Origin of the sequence: Pseudomonas antarctica (genome assembly GCF_001647715.1) — a bacterium.
Taxonomy (GTDB): Bacteria; Pseudomonadota; Gammaproteobacteria; order Pseudomonadales; family Pseudomonadaceae; genus Aquipseudomonas; species Aquipseudomonas antarctica_A.
This window is the reverse complement of sequence record NZ_CP015600.1, coordinates 6,386,215-6,401,411: the sequence shown is the minus strand read 5'-3', so window position 1 is coordinate 6,401,411 and position 15,197 is coordinate 6,386,215. Positions and strand designations below refer to the sequence as shown.

At 61.4% G+C, this 15,197-nt stretch carries 16 protein-coding genes; 8 read left to right on the top strand and 8 right to left on the bottom strand.

Going from position 1 to position 15,197, the window contains the following annotated elements; translation table 11 throughout:
* Nucleotides 1-7 precede the first annotated feature (7 nt).
* From hflC to cfaB, 7 genes are all read left to right on the top strand, one after another.
* Nucleotides 8-997: a protease modulator HflC gene (hflC, locus tag A7J50_RS29180; RefSeq protein WP_064454807.1), complete on the top strand. Its 990-nt coding sequence runs from the start codon at nucleotides 8-10 to the stop codon at nucleotides 995-997.
* A complete protein-coding gene (gene hflK / locus A7J50_RS29175; protein WP_064454806.1) occupies nucleotides 994-2,028 on the top strand; it encodes a protease modulator HflK in 1,035 nt (344 codons plus the stop codon). The genes hflC and hflK overlap by 4 nt, the downstream gene beginning before the upstream one ends.
* A complete protein-coding gene (locus tag A7J50_RS29170; protein ID WP_064454805.1) occupies nucleotides 2,025-3,911 on the top strand; it encodes a cation-translocating P-type ATPase in 1,887 nt (628 codons plus the stop codon). The genes hflK and A7J50_RS29170 overlap by 4 nt, the downstream gene beginning before the upstream one ends.
* 117 nt (nucleotides 3,912-4,028) lie before the next feature.
* A complete protein-coding gene (locus A7J50_RS29165; RefSeq protein WP_064454804.1) occupies nucleotides 4,029-4,280 on the top strand; it encodes a hypothetical protein in 252 nt (83 codons plus the stop codon).
* A gap of 67 nt (nucleotides 4,281-4,347) precedes the next feature.
* Nucleotides 4,348-5,193: a DUF692 domain-containing protein gene (locus tag A7J50_RS29160; RefSeq protein ID WP_064454803.1), complete on the top strand. Its 846-nt coding sequence runs from the start codon at nucleotides 4,348-4,350 to the stop codon at nucleotides 5,191-5,193.
* Nucleotides 5,184-5,972 carry a DNA-binding domain-containing protein gene (locus tag A7J50_RS29155; protein WP_064454802.1) on the top strand — a complete coding sequence of 263 codons (789 nt, stop codon included), beginning with the start codon at nucleotides 5,184-5,186 and terminating at the stop codon, nucleotides 5,970-5,972. Before A7J50_RS29160 ends, A7J50_RS29155 begins: the two co-directional genes overlap by 10 nt.
* A gap of 87 nt (nucleotides 5,973-6,059) precedes the next feature.
* Nucleotides 6,060-7,244, top strand: a complete 1,185-nt coding sequence (gene cfaB / locus A7J50_RS29150) for a C17 cyclopropane fatty acid synthase CfaB (RefSeq protein WP_064454801.1) — start codon at nucleotides 6,060-6,062, stop codon at nucleotides 7,242-7,244.
* 138 nt (nucleotides 7,245-7,382) lie between these two features.
* Here the strand turns inward: cfaB and cls are convergent, their stop codons facing one another.
* The gene (gene cls / locus A7J50_RS29145; protein WP_064454800.1) at nucleotides 7,383-8,822 is read right to left on the bottom strand and encodes a cardiolipin synthase; all 1,440 of its coding nucleotides are present in this window, start codon (nucleotides 8,820-8,822) and stop codon (nucleotides 7,383-7,385) included.
* A gap of 130 nt (nucleotides 8,823-8,952) precedes the next feature.
* On the opposite strand from cls, the gene A7J50_RS29140 reads away from it, so the two are divergent.
* Nucleotides 8,953-9,474 carry a DUF3617 domain-containing protein gene (locus A7J50_RS29140; protein WP_053258748.1) on the top strand — a complete coding sequence of 174 codons (522 nt, stop codon included), beginning with the start codon at nucleotides 8,953-8,955 and terminating at the stop codon, nucleotides 9,472-9,474.
* On the opposite strand, the gene A7J50_RS29135 is transcribed toward A7J50_RS29140, so the two are convergent.
* Genes A7J50_RS29135 through folE2 form a run of 7 tightly spaced genes read right to left on the bottom strand, consistent with a single transcriptional unit; the run spans nucleotide 9,471 to nucleotide 15,096 of the window.
* Nucleotides 9,471-10,808, bottom strand: a complete 1,338-nt coding sequence (locus A7J50_RS29135) for a dihydroorotase (RefSeq protein ID WP_064454799.1) — start codon at nucleotides 10,806-10,808, stop codon at nucleotides 9,471-9,473. The two genes, A7J50_RS29140 and A7J50_RS29135, sit on opposite strands and share 4 nt — an antisense overlap.
* Before the next feature lie 3 nt (nucleotides 10,809-10,811).
* Nucleotides 10,812-11,372, bottom strand: a complete 561-nt coding sequence (locus tag A7J50_RS29130; protein ID WP_048721911.1) for a DapH/DapD/GlmU-related protein — start codon at nucleotides 11,370-11,372, stop codon at nucleotides 10,812-10,814.
* On the bottom strand, nucleotides 11,369-11,782 hold the full coding sequence (hisI, locus tag A7J50_RS29125) for a phosphoribosyl-AMP cyclohydrolase (protein ID WP_064454798.1): 414 nt from the start codon (nucleotides 11,780-11,782) through the stop codon (nucleotides 11,369-11,371). The genes A7J50_RS29130 and hisI overlap by 4 nt, the downstream gene beginning before the upstream one ends.
* A complete protein-coding gene (locus A7J50_RS29120; protein WP_064454797.1) occupies nucleotides 11,779-12,657 on the bottom strand; it encodes a metal ABC transporter substrate-binding protein in 879 nt (292 codons plus the stop codon). The genes hisI and A7J50_RS29120 overlap by 4 nt, the downstream gene beginning before the upstream one ends.
* Nucleotides 12,658-12,668: 11 nt before the next feature.
* Nucleotides 12,669-13,535: a metal ABC transporter permease gene (locus tag A7J50_RS29115; protein ID WP_053258743.1), complete on the bottom strand. Its 867-nt coding sequence runs from the start codon at nucleotides 13,533-13,535 to the stop codon at nucleotides 12,669-12,671.
* Entirely contained in the window at nucleotides 13,535-14,203 is a 669-nt protein-coding gene (locus tag A7J50_RS29110; protein WP_064454796.1) for a metal ABC transporter ATP-binding protein, read from the bottom strand. The genes A7J50_RS29115 and A7J50_RS29110 overlap by 1 nt, the downstream gene beginning before the upstream one ends.
* The gene (folE2, locus tag A7J50_RS29105; protein ID WP_064454795.1) at nucleotides 14,200-15,096 is read right to left on the bottom strand and encodes a GTP cyclohydrolase FolE2; all 897 of its coding nucleotides are present in this window, start codon (nucleotides 15,094-15,096) and stop codon (nucleotides 14,200-14,202) included. The genes A7J50_RS29110 and folE2 overlap by 4 nt, the downstream gene beginning before the upstream one ends.
* Nucleotides 15,097-15,197: the final 101 nt, after the last annotated feature.

The following is a 15,197-nucleotide window of genomic DNA, read 5'->3' as shown; positions in this document are numbered from 1 at the left end:
CTGTCTGTTGAGCGCTCATTCTCACGATCACGGTCATCACCACCACGGCCATCATCACCACCATCACGGCGATGAGCAGGCGGCCGGGCCATTCCCGTGGCGGCGCATGGCCTGGGCGGTGTTGCTGGTGCTGTTTGCGGTGGCGGCTGCCAGCCTGGTGCAAGTGCGTTCCGGCGAGGCCACGGTGATTACGCGGTTCGGCAACCCGTCGCGGGTGCTGCTGGAGCCGGGCCTGGGCTGGCGCTGGCCGGCACCGTTCGAAGCCGCGATCCCGGTGGACCTGCGCCTGCGCACTACCTCCAGCGGTTTGCAGGATGTGGGTACCCGCGACGGTCTGCGGATCATCGTGCAGGCCTATGTGGCGTGGCAGGTGCAGGGCGATGCCGACAATGTGCAGCGCTTTATGCGCGCGGTGCAGAACCAGCCGGACGAAGCAGCGCGGCAGATTCGCACGTTCGTCGGCTCGGCGCTGGAAACCACGGCGGCCAGCTTCGACCTGTCCAGCTTGATTAACACCGACGCCAGCCAGGTGCGCATTGCCGATTTCGAGGCGCAATTGCGCCAGCAGATTGATCAACAATTGCTCACCACCTATGGCGTGCGCGTGGCACAAGTCGGTATCGAGCGCCTGACTCTGCCGTCGGTCACCCTCACGGCCACCGTCGACCGCATGCGTGCCGAGCGTGAAACCATTGCCACTGAACGCACCGCTGTCGGTAAGCGTGAAGCGGCGCAGATCCGCTCTGCCGCCGAGCGTGATGCGCGAATTGTGCAGGCCGATGCCACGGTGAAAGCCGCCGATATCGAAGCCCAGTCGCGGGTTGAAGCCGCGCAGATTTATGGTCGGGCCTACGCGGGCAATCCGCAGCTGTACAACCTGCTGCGTTCGCTCGACACCTTGGGCACGGTGGTCACGCCGAGCACCCGGATCATCTTGCGCACCGACGCCGCGCCGTTCCGTGCACTGGTGGACGGGCCGAAGGACGTTCAACCATGACTGAGCGTGACGGCCCGGACAGCCCGTGGATCCAGGCCGGGCGCCTGACGTTCCTGGCGTTGTACGCGGTGACGGTGCTGGCGGCGTTGGCTTGGGCGTTTTCCAATGTGCGGCAGATCGACCCGCAAAACCGCGCCGTGGTGTTGCACTTCGGCGCACTGGACCGGATTCAAAACGCCGGGCTCCTGCTGGCGTGGCCACAGCCGTTCGAGCAAGTCGTGCTGTTACCCGCAGCGGACCGCGTGATCGAACGTCGGGTGGAGAACCTGCTGCGCTCCGATGCGGCAACCCAGGCCGACCGCGTCGCCAGTTTCGCCACGCCATTGAGTGATGCGCTGGCGGGTTCCGGTTACCTGCTGACCGGCGATGCCGGTGTGGTGCAGCTGGATGTGCGGGTGTTTTACAAGGTCACCGAACCCTACGCGTTTGTGCTGCAGGGCGAGCATGTGCTGCCGGCGTTGGATCGACTGGTGACGCGCAGCGCCGTGGCGCTGACGGCTGCGCGCGATCTGGACACGATTCTGGTGGCGCGCCCGGAACTGATCGGCACTGACAACGGCGCGGCCGAGCGCCGTGAGCGGCTGCGCGCAGATCTGGTGCAAGCTATTAATAAGCGCCTGGCGGAGCTGGCCGCGACGGGTTTGGGGCTGGGCATTGAAGTCACCCGTGTCGACGTGCAATCGAGCCTGCCGGGCCCGGCGGTGAATGCCTTCAACGCGGTGCTGACGGCCAGCCAGCAAGCCGATAAAGCCGTGGCCAACGCGCGCACCGAAGCGGAAAAACTCACCCAGAGCGCGAACCAGGAGGCTGACCGCCTGGTGCAAGTTGCCCACGCCCAGGCCAGTGAGCGCCTGGCCAATGCCCAGGCGCAAACCGCCACTGTTGCCAGCCTGGCGCAGGTCAAAGACCCAGGCTTGCTGCTGCGCCTTTACCGCGAGCGCGTGCCGAAAATTCTTGGCCAGGCCGGTTCAGTGACGACGGTCGATCCTAAAGACGACTCCCGTTTGATCATCCAGGGAGCCGAGCAATGAGCGCGCCCATGTTGACGTCCGCCGAGCAGCGCAGTGCTGCCCGGCAATTGACCCTGGCCATGCTGGCCTTGGGGTTGTTGGTATTGGGCCTGGTGTGGCGCTGGCTGGCGCCGGATCAGAACGGTGTCAGCCAATTACTGCTCGGTGTTGCTTCGTTGCTGGTGGCCGTGCCGGTGATGCGTTCGGCCTGGTACAGCCTGCGCTACCCGAGCCTGCATGGCATCACCGACCAATTGATCGCGCTGGCGATGATGGGGGCGTGGGCCACGGGCGACCTGCTGACCGCCGCCTTGCTGCCGATCATCATGATCTTCGGCCATGTGCTGGAAGAGCGCAGCGTGATCGGCTCCCAGGAAGCGATTCACGCACTGGGCAAACTCACCCGCAGCCACGCGCGGTTGGTGCAGGCAGACGGCAGCATTGTTGAAGTGGATAACGGCACGCTGAACACCGGGGATATCGTCGAAGTGCGCGCCGGCGACCGGGTACCCGCCGATGGCGTGGTGCTGTCCGGCCAGGCCAGCCTGGACACGGCGCCTATCACCGGGGAGTCGGTGCCGTTGGAAGCCGGCGTCGGCGTGCAGGTGTTTGGTGGGGCGATCAACCTTGATGGCGTGTTGCGCCTGCAAGTGACGCGCACCGGTGATGAGTCGACCTTGGGCAAAGTCATTGCGCTGATGCAGAACGCCGAGCGCTCCAAACCGCCGATCACGCGGCTGCTGGAGCGCTATGCCGGCAGCTATATGGTGCTGGTGTTGCTGCTGGCGGCGGTGACCTGGTTTGTTACCAATGACGCCCAGGCGATGCTCGCCGTGCTGGTGGCGGCGTGCCCGTGTGCCTTGGTGCTGTCGGCACCGGCCACGGCGATTGCCGGGATTGCGGTGGCGGCGCGCCAAGGGATTTTGATTCGCAGCTCCGCGTTTCTGGAGGAACTGGCGGACCTGACCTCGTTGGTGGTCGACAAGACCGGCACGCTGACCTTTGGCACCTTGCGCTTGCAGTCCATCGAAACCACGGCGCCGGATCGGCAGGTGGTGTTGAACCTGGCGGCCAGCCTCGGTTCGGCCAGCAGCCACCCGGTCAGCCGTGCATTGGCAGGTTTGGCGACTCAGGAACAAATGCTGGCGCTTACGGACATTCGCGAACGCCAGGGCCTTGGCGTAGTGGCGCAGACCGAGCAGGGCGAGGCGGCCCTTGGGCGACCGGAGTTGTTTGAGCAATTGGGCATCGTCAGCACCCCTGTCCCCAATCACGATGGCCCGATTGCTGGGTTGGCGCTGAACGGGCAGTTCCTCGCGTGGCTGCTGTTGGCGGACAGCGTCAAGCCGGAGGCACGTCAGGCACTGCAAGAGCTGCGGGATTTAGGCCTTGGCCGCCAATTGCTGCTGACCGGCGACCGTCAAAGCGTGGCCGACAGCCTCGCGCTGGACGTAGGCATCAGCGACGTCGAAGCGCAGGCCTTGCCGGAAGACAAGCTCAACCGCGTGTTGGGAGAAATCAGCAGTGGTTTCCGGCCGATGGTGGTGGGCGACGGCATCAACGACTCTTTGGCGCTGAAGGCGGGTGTGGTTGGCGTGGCGATGGGTGCGGGTGGGGCGGACATCGCCCTCGCGTCGGCGGACGTGGTGTTGATCGGCAGCGACCTACGCCGCCTGGGCACCTGTGTGCGCTTGAGCCGTCAGTGCCGACATACGTTGCAGGTCAATGTGGTTATCGGCCTGGGCTGGACCTTGGCCATCGTGGTGTTCGCGGCGTTTGGCTGGCTGGGCGCAGCAGGCGCAATGATTGCGGCAGTGTTGCATAACCTCAGCACCTTGCTGGTACTGGGCAACGCCGGGCGTTTGCTGCGCTTTCAGGAGCCGCTTTTGAAGCTCGACGAATAATTTTCAGAAATATTTGCACACGGCTGTAACGCCAATGCGGGACCTCACTCTAGTGGTATGTCGAGACTGAACAATCCGTTCAGACCGACTCCACTACTGCTCATGAGGAATACGAGAATGAACATTAAATCCGCTGCTGCCGGTGCCGCCCTCGCAATGGCCGCCGCTACTATGTTTGCTGGTGTAGTCACTCAGGCTCAAGCCGCTGATACCGCTGTGCATTGCTATGGCGTCAACGCCTGCAAAGGCCAGAACGACTGCAAAACCAAAGACCACGCCTGCAAAGGTCAAGGTTCCTGCAAAGGCCAGGGCTTCCTCTCTATGAGCAAGGCAATGTGCGACGAAAAAGGCGGCAAAGTCGGCGAATAACCGGCAAACCAGTGCAACCGCAGCGGACGCCCCCCGCCGCTGCGGACACTTTGCCCAGGAGTGTCTGATGTCCACTTCCCTTAACAGTCTGGGTTACGGCCTGGGTTTACGCAGTGAGTATTACCAGCAGATCCTTGAACAATCGCCAGCCGTGGATTGGTTCGAAGTGATCTCCGAGAATTATCTGGTCCAGGGCGGTAAAGCCTTGTACTACCTGGACGCGATAGCCGAGCGCTATCCCCTGGTGATGCACGGTGTGTCCCTGTCCATCGGTGGGCCTCATGCCCTCGATAACGATTACCTTAAACAAATCAAACAGCTCGCCGAGCGTATTCAACCTGCGTGGGTTTCCGATCACCTGTGCTGGAGCCGCGGCAGCGCGCATCAGTTGCACGATTTGCTGCCATTGCCGTACACCGAAGAAAGCCTCTACCACGTGGCCGGCCGTGTGCGCCAAGTGCAGGACGTGTTGCAGCGTCCGTTGGTGCTGGAAAATGTCTCCAGCTACGTACGCTCCAGGGCGGACGAATTCACTGAGTGGGAATTCCTCAATGCCTTGGCTCACCTCACGGGGTGCCAGTTGCTGCTGGACGTCAACAATGTGTATGTCAGCTCGCGCAATCACGGGTTTGATGCGTGGACGTTTATCCGCAGCCTGCCGCCCGAGAGTATCCGCCAACTGCATTTGGCCGGGCATATGGACTACGGTGATTATGTCGTCGATACCCATGACCATCCGGTATGCGACCCGGTGTGGGCGCTCTATCAACAGACACTTGAGCATTTGGGGCCGGTGTCGACGCTGTTGGAGCGCGATGACCATTTCCCGCCGTTCGAAGAGCTGCTGACCGAGTTGAGCAAGGCCCGTGAACTGGGAGCTACCGCGTTGGCCCGGAGGTCGTTATGCGCCTGACCGATTGGCAGTTGGCCTTTGAACAGCATCTATTATCCGAAACGGCGGTGGCCAACAGTGGTTTCGCCGCCACCTTGCTCGGCGGTCCGACCCTGGACGTAGACACGGGCTTGGCGATTTATCACAACGCCTACGTGTCGCGGTTGCAGGAAGTGTTGCGCCATGATTTCGGCGCCATCTGGTATTGGCTGGGGGATGATGAGTTCGCGTTATTGACGCAGGCCTATGTGCGGCGTTATCCGTCTGCCCATTACAGCCTGCGTTGGCTGGGTGAGCGGTTCCCGGCATTTATCGTTGAGCACCTGGTGGCTGAGCAGAGCGCGCCGCTGGCCGAACTGGCACGGTTGGAGTGGGCCTTTACCCTGGCATTTGATGCGCCGCAGGGTGAGCCGCTGACCCTGAATGATATGGCGCAACTGCCACCCGAAGCCTGGCCGGGTTTGCAGGTAGCCCTGGCGCCTTCTGTGCAGCAGATGCTCTGCCATTTCAATACCGTGGCGATTTGGCGGGCCAGCAAGGATGAGTCTGACTTCCCCGACAGCCACTCGCTGGAATTAGCGCAGGTTTGCCTGGTGTGGCGCCACCAGAACGTGTGCCACTACCGCAGCCTGGAACCCTCTGAAGCCTGTGCACTGGCAGGAATGGTCGCCACCGGCTGGAGCTTTTCAGAACTGTGCGCAGAGTTAGCAGTCACTTATAAGGAGGGGGCACCGCTGCAAGCGGTGACGTGGCTGAAACAGTGGATCCAAGACGGTTTGCTCGAGTTTCGGGCCTCGTAGAAAAGCGCTATCAATTCGATAGCCACCTACTTTGTCTTCGGATGGTCTACCCTCATTCCAGACGTCTGAAACAAGGGGGGACTACTCATGCTCGCGCCACTTCCACCGGCCTTACAGAATCTCAAGCTACCGCTTCGTCTTCGACTCTGGGACGGCCATGAATTCAACTTGGGCCCTGAGCCCAGTGTGACCATCGTGGTGAAGGACCCCACGGCGGTCTCCATGCTGACCCATCCAACGCTCGACTCATTGGGCGAAGCGTTCGTCGAGGGCAAATTGGAGCTGGAAGGTTCCATCGCCGAGGTCATTCGGGTATGTGACGAGTTGAGTCACGCCCTGATCGAAGATGACGAGGAAAGTCATCCGGTGCGCTCGATCCACGACAAGGCCACTGATGCCGCCGCCATTTCTTATCATTACGATCTGTCCAACGAGTTCTACCAGCTTTGGCTGGACCAGGACATGGCGTACTCCTGCGGCTACTTTGAAACCGGTAGCGAATCCATCGACCAGGCTCAACAAGACAAATTTCGCCACCTGTGCCGCAAACTGCGTTTGCAACCGGGTGAATATTTGCTTGATGTGGGCTGTGGCTGGGGCGGATTGGCGCGTTTTGCGGCGCGGGAATTCGGGGTCAAAGTGTTTGGTATCACCCTGAGCAAGGAGCAGTTGGCACTGGCCCGGGAGCGCGTAAAAGCGGATGGCCTGGAAGACCAAGTGGACCTGCAACTGCTCGACTATCGCGACCTGCCCCAAGACGGTCGCTTCGACAAAGTGGTCAGCGTGGGCATGTTCGAACACGTTGGCCATGCCAACCTGGCGCAATACTGCAAAACCCTGTTTGGCGCGGTGCGTGAAGGCGGCCTGGTGATGAACCACGGCATTACCGCCAAGCACACGGATGGTCGTCCTGTCGGCCGTGGCGCCGGGGATTTTATCGAGCGTTACGTGTTCCCCAATGGTGAGTTGCCCCATCTGGCGATGATGACTGCCGAGATCAGTGAAGTCGGGCTGGAAGTGGTCGACGTCGAAAGCCTGCGCCTGCATTACGCGCGCACGCTGGACCATTGGAGCGAGCGGCTTGAGGACAACCTTGAAGCGGCGGCGAAGATGGTGCCGGAGCAAGCGTTGCGTATTTGGCGGCTGTACCTGGCCGGTTGTGCCTATGCGTTCGCACGGGGCTGGATCAACCTGCATCAGATCCTGGCCGTGAAACCTCATGCCGATGGCAGCCATGAACTGCCGTGGACGCGGGAAGATATCTACCGCTGAAGCAGTGTTACGAAGACGCTGAAGATGTAAATGTGGGAGCGGGCTTGCTCGCGAAAGCGGTAGATCAGCCAGCTTATTTGGCATTGGCATACCGCCTTCGCGAGCAAGCCCGCTCCCACATTCATTCTGTGTTGGCTGTTAAAGAATCGGTGATATCAAACGCGCGACCCGCATGCCCAGTTGTTGCAGGCGGCGGGTTTCGCGGCTTTCTTCCTGGCTGACTTCATGGGCGAGGGCGAAGTCGTCCAGCAGCATCTGTTCCACTTCGCTGGCAAACGCCTCGTCCACGGTCAGCAGCATCACTTCGAAATTAAGCCGGAACGAACGGTTGTCCATGTTTGCACTGCCGATGGCGCTGATTTCGCTGTCCACCAACACCACTTTTTGATGCAGGAAGCCTGGCTTATAGCGGAACACCCGCACGCCGGCGCGCACCGCTTCGATGGCGTAGAGGCTGGAGGCGGCATACACAATGCGGTGGTCGGGCCGCGACGGCAGCAGCAGGCGCACATCCACCCCGCGTAAAACTGCCAGGCGCAGGGCGGCGAACACGGCTTCGTCGGGCACGAAATAGGGGCTGGTGATCCACACTCGCTCAGTCGCGGCATGGATCGCTTCGACGAAAAACAGCGAGCAGGTTTCATACGGGTCAGCCGGGCCGCTGGCGAGCAGTTGGCAGAGCACGCCGTCTTCGGGGTAAGTGTCCGGCAGGATCAGCGGCGGCAGCTCGCGTGCGGCCCAGAACCAGTCTTCGGCAAACGACTCCTGCAGGCATGCCACGACCGGGCCAGTGACCTGCACATGGGTATCGCGCCATGGCGCCAATGGCGGCTTTTTGCCCAGGTACTCATCGCCGACGTTATGCCCGCCGACAAACCCGGTGATGCCGTCCACTACGACGATCTTGCGATGGTTGCGGAAGTTGACCTGGAAGCGGTTGAGCCAGCCGCTGCGGGTGGCAAATGCTTTGACCTTTACTCCGGCGTCGCGCAGGGATTGCACGTAACGATAGGGCAGGGCGTGGCTGCCGATGCGGTCATAGAGCACGTGGATGTCTACGCCTTCGGCGGCCTTTTCCTTGAGCAAGGTGTGCAGTTGGCGGCCGAGTTCGTCGTCATGAATGATAAAAAACTGGAACAGCACCGCCGTTTTGGCCGTGCGGATAGCGTCGAAGATTGCGCTGAAAGTAGCGTCGCCATTGATCAGCAAGCGTACTTCGTTGTTGGCCAGGCACGGCATGCGGCCCAATTTGGGCATGGCGCGCAGGGATGCGTAGGCATTGGAGTTGCGTGCGGCCAGCGCCTCATCGACCCATGGGCGCCAGTTCAGCGCGGTGATGGCGGTGTGCATTTCCTGGTTGGCCTGGCGACGCGCCTGGATATAGGCGTCGAAAGTGCTGCGACCAAAGATCAGGTACGGAATCAGCGTCAGGTAAGGCATGAACATCAGCGACAAGGCCCAGGCGATTGAGCCTTGGGCGGTCCTGACGGTCAGCACCGCGTGAATCGCGGCCAGAGTCCCGAGAAAGTGCAGCGTGGCAATGAAGTAGGCGAGCAGGTGCGGGCCAAAAAAATCCATGAACGACGTAACTCCAGGCAACCAAGTGCCTAACAGACCATGTTCGACGGTGAATGTCGCTATTTTATTTGCCGTGCAACACTGGCAGCTTTGCGGCGTCTAACGCCCACAATTATCCAGGAGTTACCCGATGAATGCTCGTCTGCTTGGTTTGGCCATGGTTGTTGGATTGTCGCTGCCCGTGGCGGCTCAGGCGCAGATGCTGGCGCCGGGCTTGTGGGAATTGACCACCAGTAATATGAAAGTTGATAACCAGGACTTGCCGGACCTGTCGCTGATCCTCGGTCAGCTCAAACAACAGATGACCCCTGAACAGCGCGCGATGCTCGAAAAGCAGGGCATCACCATGGCCGGCAAAGGCGTGCAGGTGTGCCTCACCCCGGCCCAGGTCGCCTCTGATTCAATCCCGCTGACTGACCCGCAATCGGGCTGTAAACAGCAAGTGACCGACAAGACCGGCAACCAGTGGAAGTTTCGTTTCAGCTGCCCGAAAGCCCAGGGCACCGGTGTAGCGACATTCCAGAGCCAGCAGGAATTCACCACGACGGTTAATGGCACTTTCAATGCGACCGGCGTTCAGCAGAAGGGCAGCCTGGACACCCACGCACAGTGGCTGGGCAACGATTGCGGTACGGTCAAACCCCGCGCTTAACGCAGAAAGTGCAGGGGCAAGCCCTGGCAACTGTCGACCACCTGGCTGTTGTGCCACGCCAGGTGGCCTGACACCAGCGTGGTGCTGACGCTGTGGCGAAAGCTGCGCTCGGCGAAGGGCGTCCAGCCGCAGCGAGCGAGAATCGGCTGGCTGCTGACGGGTTTGCCTTCGGGCTCGGGTTTGATCAGCACCAGGTCGGCCCAATAGCCTTCGCGCAAGTAGCCACGATCGGGAATGGCGAACAGGTCGGCCACCCGGTGACTGGTTTTGGCCACCAGGGTCGGCAGGGGCAAGAGCCCGTCCGCGACCAACTCCAACAACGCCGGCAACGCGTGCTGCACCAACGGCAGCCCGGACGGCGCTTCGCGATAGCTCAATTGTTTTTGCGCCCAGGTATGCGGCGCATGGTCACTGCCAATCACATCCAGTCGGTCAGTCAGCAAGGCCTGGCGCAGGGCGTCGCGGTCGGCGCGCGTCTTGATCGCCGGGTTGCATTTGATCTGGTGGCCGAGGCGGTGATAGTCGTGGTCATCGAACAGCAGATGGTGCAGGCAGACTTCGGCGGTGATGCGCTTTTCGGCCAGGGGTTTATCTTCGAACAGCGCCAACTCGATGGCGCTGGTCAGGTGCAGCACATGCAGGCGCGTGCCATGACGCTTGGCCAGTTCCACTGCAAACGATGATGAGCGATAGCAGGCTTCGGCATCCCGAATCAGCGGGTGGGCGACGGCGGGAATATGCTCGCCGAAGCGCTCGCGCAGGCGTTGCTCGTTGGCCAGGATGCTCGGCGTGTGTTCGCAGTGAGCGAGCAGGATGGTGGGTACTTCGGCAAACAGTCGCTCCAGAATCCGTGGGTCGTCCACCAGCATGTTGCCGGTGGAGGCGCCCATGAACACTTTCACCCCGGCCACTTCGCGCGGGTCCAGGGCGGCAACCGTGTCGAGGTTGTCGTTGCTGACTCCAAAGTGAAAGCCGTAGTTGGCCACCGAGTGCAACGCGGCCCGGCGCTTCTTATCGGCCAGGGCCTCCAGGTTAAGCGTGGCGGGGTGGGTGTTGGGCATGTCCATGAAGCTGGTGATGCCACCCGCCACTGCAGCGCGGGATTCACTGTAGAAGCTGCCTTTTTCGGGCGCGCCGGGTTCGCGAAAGTGCACCTGGTCGTCGATCATTCCCGGCAGCAGCCATTGGCCTTGGGCGTCGATTTCTACGGGTTCGTTATAGCCTTCAATGCTGGTGGCGATCTTCTCGATACGGCCATTGGTGACCAGTACATCAGCGTCGAATAACTGGCCTTCATTCACCAGGCGGGCATTGCGAATCAGCAGGCGGCTCATGGTTCAGAACTCGTTTTGCAGGGCTTTGTAACCGCGCACCAGGTCGACGTTGGTGCGCGCCACGTCTTCGGAAAACTCCGAGGCGCTGACACTCACCGGCGGGAATTGCGACAGGTCGGTGTTCGGGCCGATGCGGGTGGTGGAGGGCACGTAGAAGGCGGCGGGCAAGTCACGGCCGTCGACCACCGAGTTATGACGCACCACGCAGCCATCACCGACGGCACAGTTGAACAGCACGCTGTTGAATCCAATGAAGACGCGGTCGCCGACGGAACAGGGGCCATGGACAATGGAGCGGTGGGCGATGGAGGTGAACTCGCCGATGGTCACCGCCGCCCCGGATTTGGAGTGGATGACCACGCCATCCTGAATATTGGAGTTCGCACCGATGGTGATGGGGTCCATGGCACCGCTGGCGTCGACTTCGTCGGCGCGGATGACGGCGTAGGGACCGACGAACACGTTCTCGCCGATGATGACCTTGCCGCAAATGATGGCGGTTTTGTCGACGTAGGCTGATTCGGCAATCACCGGCAGATCGCCGGAGGGGTTCTTGCGGATCATGCAGCGGGCTCCGTAATGATGTGAACGTAGGCGCCGTCGATGGCGTTGTAGAAGCAGGTGGGTCGGCCGGTGTGGCAGGCCGGGCCGTGCTGGTCGACAATCATGAGCACTGCGTCGCCGTCGCAATCCAGACGCGCTTCGACCAACTGCTGCCAGTGGCCGGAGCTTTCGCCTTTGCGCCATAGTTGCTGGCGCGAGCGCGACCAGTAGCAGGCCCGCCTTGTGGCCAGGGTTTCATCGAGGGCCTTGCGGTTCATCCAGGCCAGCATCAACACCTGGCCGCTGCCGTGTTGCTGGACGATGGCGGCAATCAAGCCATCGCTGTTCCACGGCAGGGCGTTCAGTACCTGTTCGAGTGGAAAGCGGCTGCCAATGGCAGCCCCTTCCAGGTCGAGCATGCTCAAGGTCATGGCTTGCTCAGGGCGGCGCACAGGGTGTTGAGGTTGTACTCGAACAGACCGGTAAAGGTGCTGGCCGGGCCTTCAGCGGCGAGGGCGTCGGAGTACAGCGTGCCGCCGATCTGCGCGCCGCTTTCATCCGCGATTTGCTTGAGCAGGCGCGAGTCCTTGATGTTTTCCATGAACACGGCTTTGACCTTGTCCTTGCGGATCTGGGTGATCAGCGCAGCGACTTCGGCGGCCGATGGTTCACGCTCAGTCGACAACCCTTGAGGAGCCAGGAACTGAATGCCGTAGGCCTGGCCCAGGTAACCGAACGCGTCATGGGAGGTGACGATGCGGCGGTTGCCAGGTGGCAATGCACCGAACTTGGTTTTGGCTTCGGCCAGCAGGCGGTAGATCTCTTTCAGGTACGCCTGGCTGTTGCGCAGGTAGTCGGCCTTGTTCGCCGGGTCAGCGGCCACCAGTGCCTTGGTGATGTTGTTCACATAGATTTCGGCGTTGGCCAGGTTATGCCAGGCGTGCGGATCGGGAATGGTTTCGCCGTCTTCTTCCATGGTGTGGGAGATCACGCCTTTGCTGGCGGTGACCACGGTGGCTTTGGTTTCGGTGCTGGTGACCAGGCGGTCCAGCCAGGGCTCGAAGCCGAGGCCGTTCTTGATGATGACCTTGGCCTTGAGCAGCGCCTTGGCGTCATCCGGTGTCGGTTCGTAGGTGTGGGCGTCGGCGTCCGGGCCCACCATGTTGCTGATCTGGATGTGATCGCCACCGATCTGGTGGGTGATGTCATCGAGAATACTGAAGCTGGTAACCACTTGAAGTTTGTCGGCGGCCTGAGCCATCGACAATGGCAGCAGAATGCTGAACAGCACGAGTAGAGCGCGCATCGGGAAACACCTCATTGGGATGTAAGCAAGGGCGGGCGGCGCAGCAAGCCGTGCACCGGACCGAAGACCACGGACAGCAGATACCCACCGCCAGCCACCAGCACGATGGCCGGGCCGCTGGGCAGCGAGTAGTAGAACGACAGCAACAAACCCAACCACACCGACAGGCATCCCAGCACCGCCGATACCGCGATCAACACCGGCAGGCGCCGGCTCCAGAAGCGTGAAGCAATGGCTGGCAACATCATCAAACCCACTACCATTAACGCGCCGATGGCCTGGAAACCAATCACCAGGTTCAGCACCACCAGGGTCAGGAATAACCCGTGGGCGAGTGGGCCGAGGCGGCTGACGGTTTGCAGGAACAGTGGGTCAAGGGTGTCCAGCAGCAGCGGTTTGTAGATCAGCGCCATGGCGATCAGGCTGAAGCCGGACACCCAGAGCATGCCGGTCAGGGTGGTTTCATCGACAGCCAGTGCTGAGCCGAACAGCAGGTGCAAAAGGTCCAGGCGTTTGCCGGCAATGCCGAGAATCAATACACCTGCGGCGAGAGAGATGGGGTAGATGGCGGCGAGGCTGGCGTCTTCGCGCAGGCCGGTGCGGCGGGTTATCCAGGCTGACACGCCGGCCATGCTCAGGCCTGCGCCGAGGCCACCAATGGTCAGGGCGGGCAGGCTGAGGCCGGCAAACCAGAAGCCCAGCGCGGCGCCGGGCAGGATGCCATGGGCAACGGCGTCACCGATGAGGCTCATGCGGCGCAGGATCAGAAACACGCCCAGCGGCGCGGTGCTGCAAGCGAGGACCAGCCCGCCGATGAGCGCGCGGCGCATAAAGACAAAGTCGAGGAATGGCATCCACAGATGGGCGGCGAAGTGCATCAGGCCACCTGCATGTGCGGTTGCGGGCGGATCAGCTCTTTACTGGGGCCGAATAGGCAGCCGGTGCTTTTGATCTGCACCACTTGCTGGGTGTGGTGACGCACCGACGCCAAGTCATGACAGACGACGATCAGTGTGCGGCCTTCATCGTGCCAGGCGTGAATGTGTTTCCAGCAGAGCGCCTGGCCTTCTTCGTCGAGGGCGGCGTGAGGTTCGTCGAGAAGCAGGACTGGCGCTTCGGCCAGGCTCATGCGAGCGAGCAGGGCGCGTTGCAGTTCGCCGCCGGACAGCGCCATCAACGGACGGTGTTCCAGACCACTGAGGCACCAGTCTTCCAGCACCGCTTGCAGCCGTTGGCTACGGTGTTGCGGAGTGAGCTGGGTGCCCCAGAAACCGGCGGCGACCAACTCTTGCAGGCTGATCGGGAACTGGCGATCCAAATGTTGTTGCTGGGGCAGGAATGACAGGCCGCCGCGGCGTGGAACCTCCACGCTGACGTTGCCCGTCAGCGGCTTTTGCAGGCCGGCAATGACCTTGAGCAGGCTGCTTTTGCCTGTGCCATTCGCGCCGATGATGCCGGTGAGGCTGCCTTTTTCCAGCTTCAAATCCAGCGCCGGTGTGAGCGGTTGCCCGGGGGCGCCCCAGCGCAAAGCGTTACAGGTGATCATGCAGAGTCTCTCGTCCAGCGGCTTTCAGCCACGGCATCGTGCGCGTGCAGGCTTTCGGCGTGGATCACTTTCAAGTGGAAGGCTTTGACGGCATCCGAGCGTTTCAAGGCGAGGTTCAGGCGGCGGGCGGCGTCTTCGCAGAACATCAGGTTCTGCCCGTTGGCCAGGGCGAAGGCTTGTTCGTCCGCACGTTTCACAGCGGTTTGCACGGCAGTGCCGAGGGCGGTTTCAACGTCGTTGATCAGGTCGGTTAGGGGCAAGGTGGACTGGTTGGCTTCCAGCTGGATGGACAGTTCTGCGCTGCTTCGTTGGCTGTGGGGCGTGGCGACGATGCCGTTGGCGCTGCCAAGCCACGTCAGAACATCCTCGTGCTGCAGTGGTGTGTTGGCGAAATCTTCGAGAAATTGCTGCTGAATCAACTGCCTGGCGAGCGCGGCCGAGCAAGGGCAGGTGGAAGAGTAAGTAACGTCAATTTTTAGTTCCACGTGGAACATCTGGTTTTCCAGGCGCGCTTCGATGCTCACCGGGTAGCCTTTCCAGCCGGTTAAAGGGCTGACCAGCGCAGGCCGTTTGAGTAGCAAATCCGCGTGGATACGCAGGTAGGCGTTCTTAGATAAACCTTCATGACTCTCAAGAAAGCGCTCAAGTAGAGTACGCAGAAGCGCAGGCGTAAGAGGCTGTTGGTCGAGCATTTCCAGGGCCAGGTACAGGCGTGACATATGAATGCCACGGGCCTCGCCATCGTCCAGGCTGACGCCCGCATCGGCAGTGGCGGTCAAGCGTTGGCCGTCGATGAGGATCGGCAGGGCAATGCCGCACATGCCTACCCAGTCGAGCGGCACAGCTTGGCGTGAAGCCTGCGCGGCAATATCCGGCAGAGTCAGCGCATTCATGGGCAGGTCCATCGTTGGAAATAAAAAGACATGTTATATTATAACTATTGAATCGACGATGATTTTTCTGCTCCAGCCTTTCTTCAGTCATGTCGAGCAGG

Bases quoted from the DNA above. Each gene is read 5' to 3' on its own strand.
- hflK (WP_064454806.1), top strand. From the start codon at position 994: ATGACTGAGCGTGACGGCCCGGACAGCCCGTGGATCCAGGCCGGGCGC.
- A7J50_RS29170 (WP_064454805.1), top strand. From the start codon at position 2,025: ATGAGCGCGCCCATGTTGACGTCCGCCGAGCAGCGCAGTGCTGCCCGG.
- A7J50_RS29165 (WP_064454804.1), top strand. From the start codon at position 4,029: ATGAACATTAAATCCGCTGCTGCCGGTGCCGCCCTCGCAATGGCCGCC.
- A7J50_RS29160 (WP_064454803.1), top strand. From the start codon at position 4,348: ATGTCCACTTCCCTTAACAGTCTGGGTTACGGCCTGGGTTTACGCAGT.
- A7J50_RS29155 (WP_064454802.1), top strand. From the start codon at position 5,184: ATGCGCCTGACCGATTGGCAGTTGGCCTTTGAACAGCATCTATTATCC.
- cfaB (WP_064454801.1), top strand. From the start codon at position 6,060: ATGCTCGCGCCACTTCCACCGGCCTTACAGAATCTCAAGCTACCGCTT.
- cls (WP_064454800.1), bottom strand. From the start codon at position 8,822: ATGGATTTTTTTGGCCCGCACCTGCTCGCCTACTTCATTGCCACGCTG.
- A7J50_RS29140 (WP_053258748.1), top strand. From the start codon at position 8,953: ATGAATGCTCGTCTGCTTGGTTTGGCCATGGTTGTTGGATTGTCGCTG.
- A7J50_RS29135 (WP_064454799.1), bottom strand. From the start codon at position 10,808: ATGAGCCGCCTGCTGATTCGCAATGCCCGCCTGGTGAATGAAGGCCAG.
- A7J50_RS29130 (WP_048721911.1), bottom strand. From the start codon at position 11,372: ATGATCCGCAAGAACCCCTCCGGCGATCTGCCGGTGATTGCCGAATCA.
- hisI (WP_064454798.1), bottom strand. From the start codon at position 11,782: ATGACCTTGAGCATGCTCGACCTGGAAGGGGCTGCCATTGGCAGCCGC.
- A7J50_RS29120 (WP_064454797.1), bottom strand. From the start codon at position 12,657: ATGCGCGCTCTACTCGTGCTGTTCAGCATTCTGCTGCCATTGTCGATG.
- A7J50_RS29115 (WP_053258743.1), bottom strand. From the start codon at position 13,535: ATGCACTTCGCCGCCCATCTGTGGATGCCATTCCTCGACTTTGTCTTT.
- A7J50_RS29110 (WP_064454796.1), bottom strand. From the start codon at position 14,203: ATGATCACCTGTAACGCTTTGCGCTGGGGCGCCCCCGGGCAACCGCTC.
- folE2 (WP_064454795.1), bottom strand. From the start codon at position 15,096: ATGAATGCGCTGACTCTGCCGGATATTGCCGCGCAGGCTTCACGCCAA.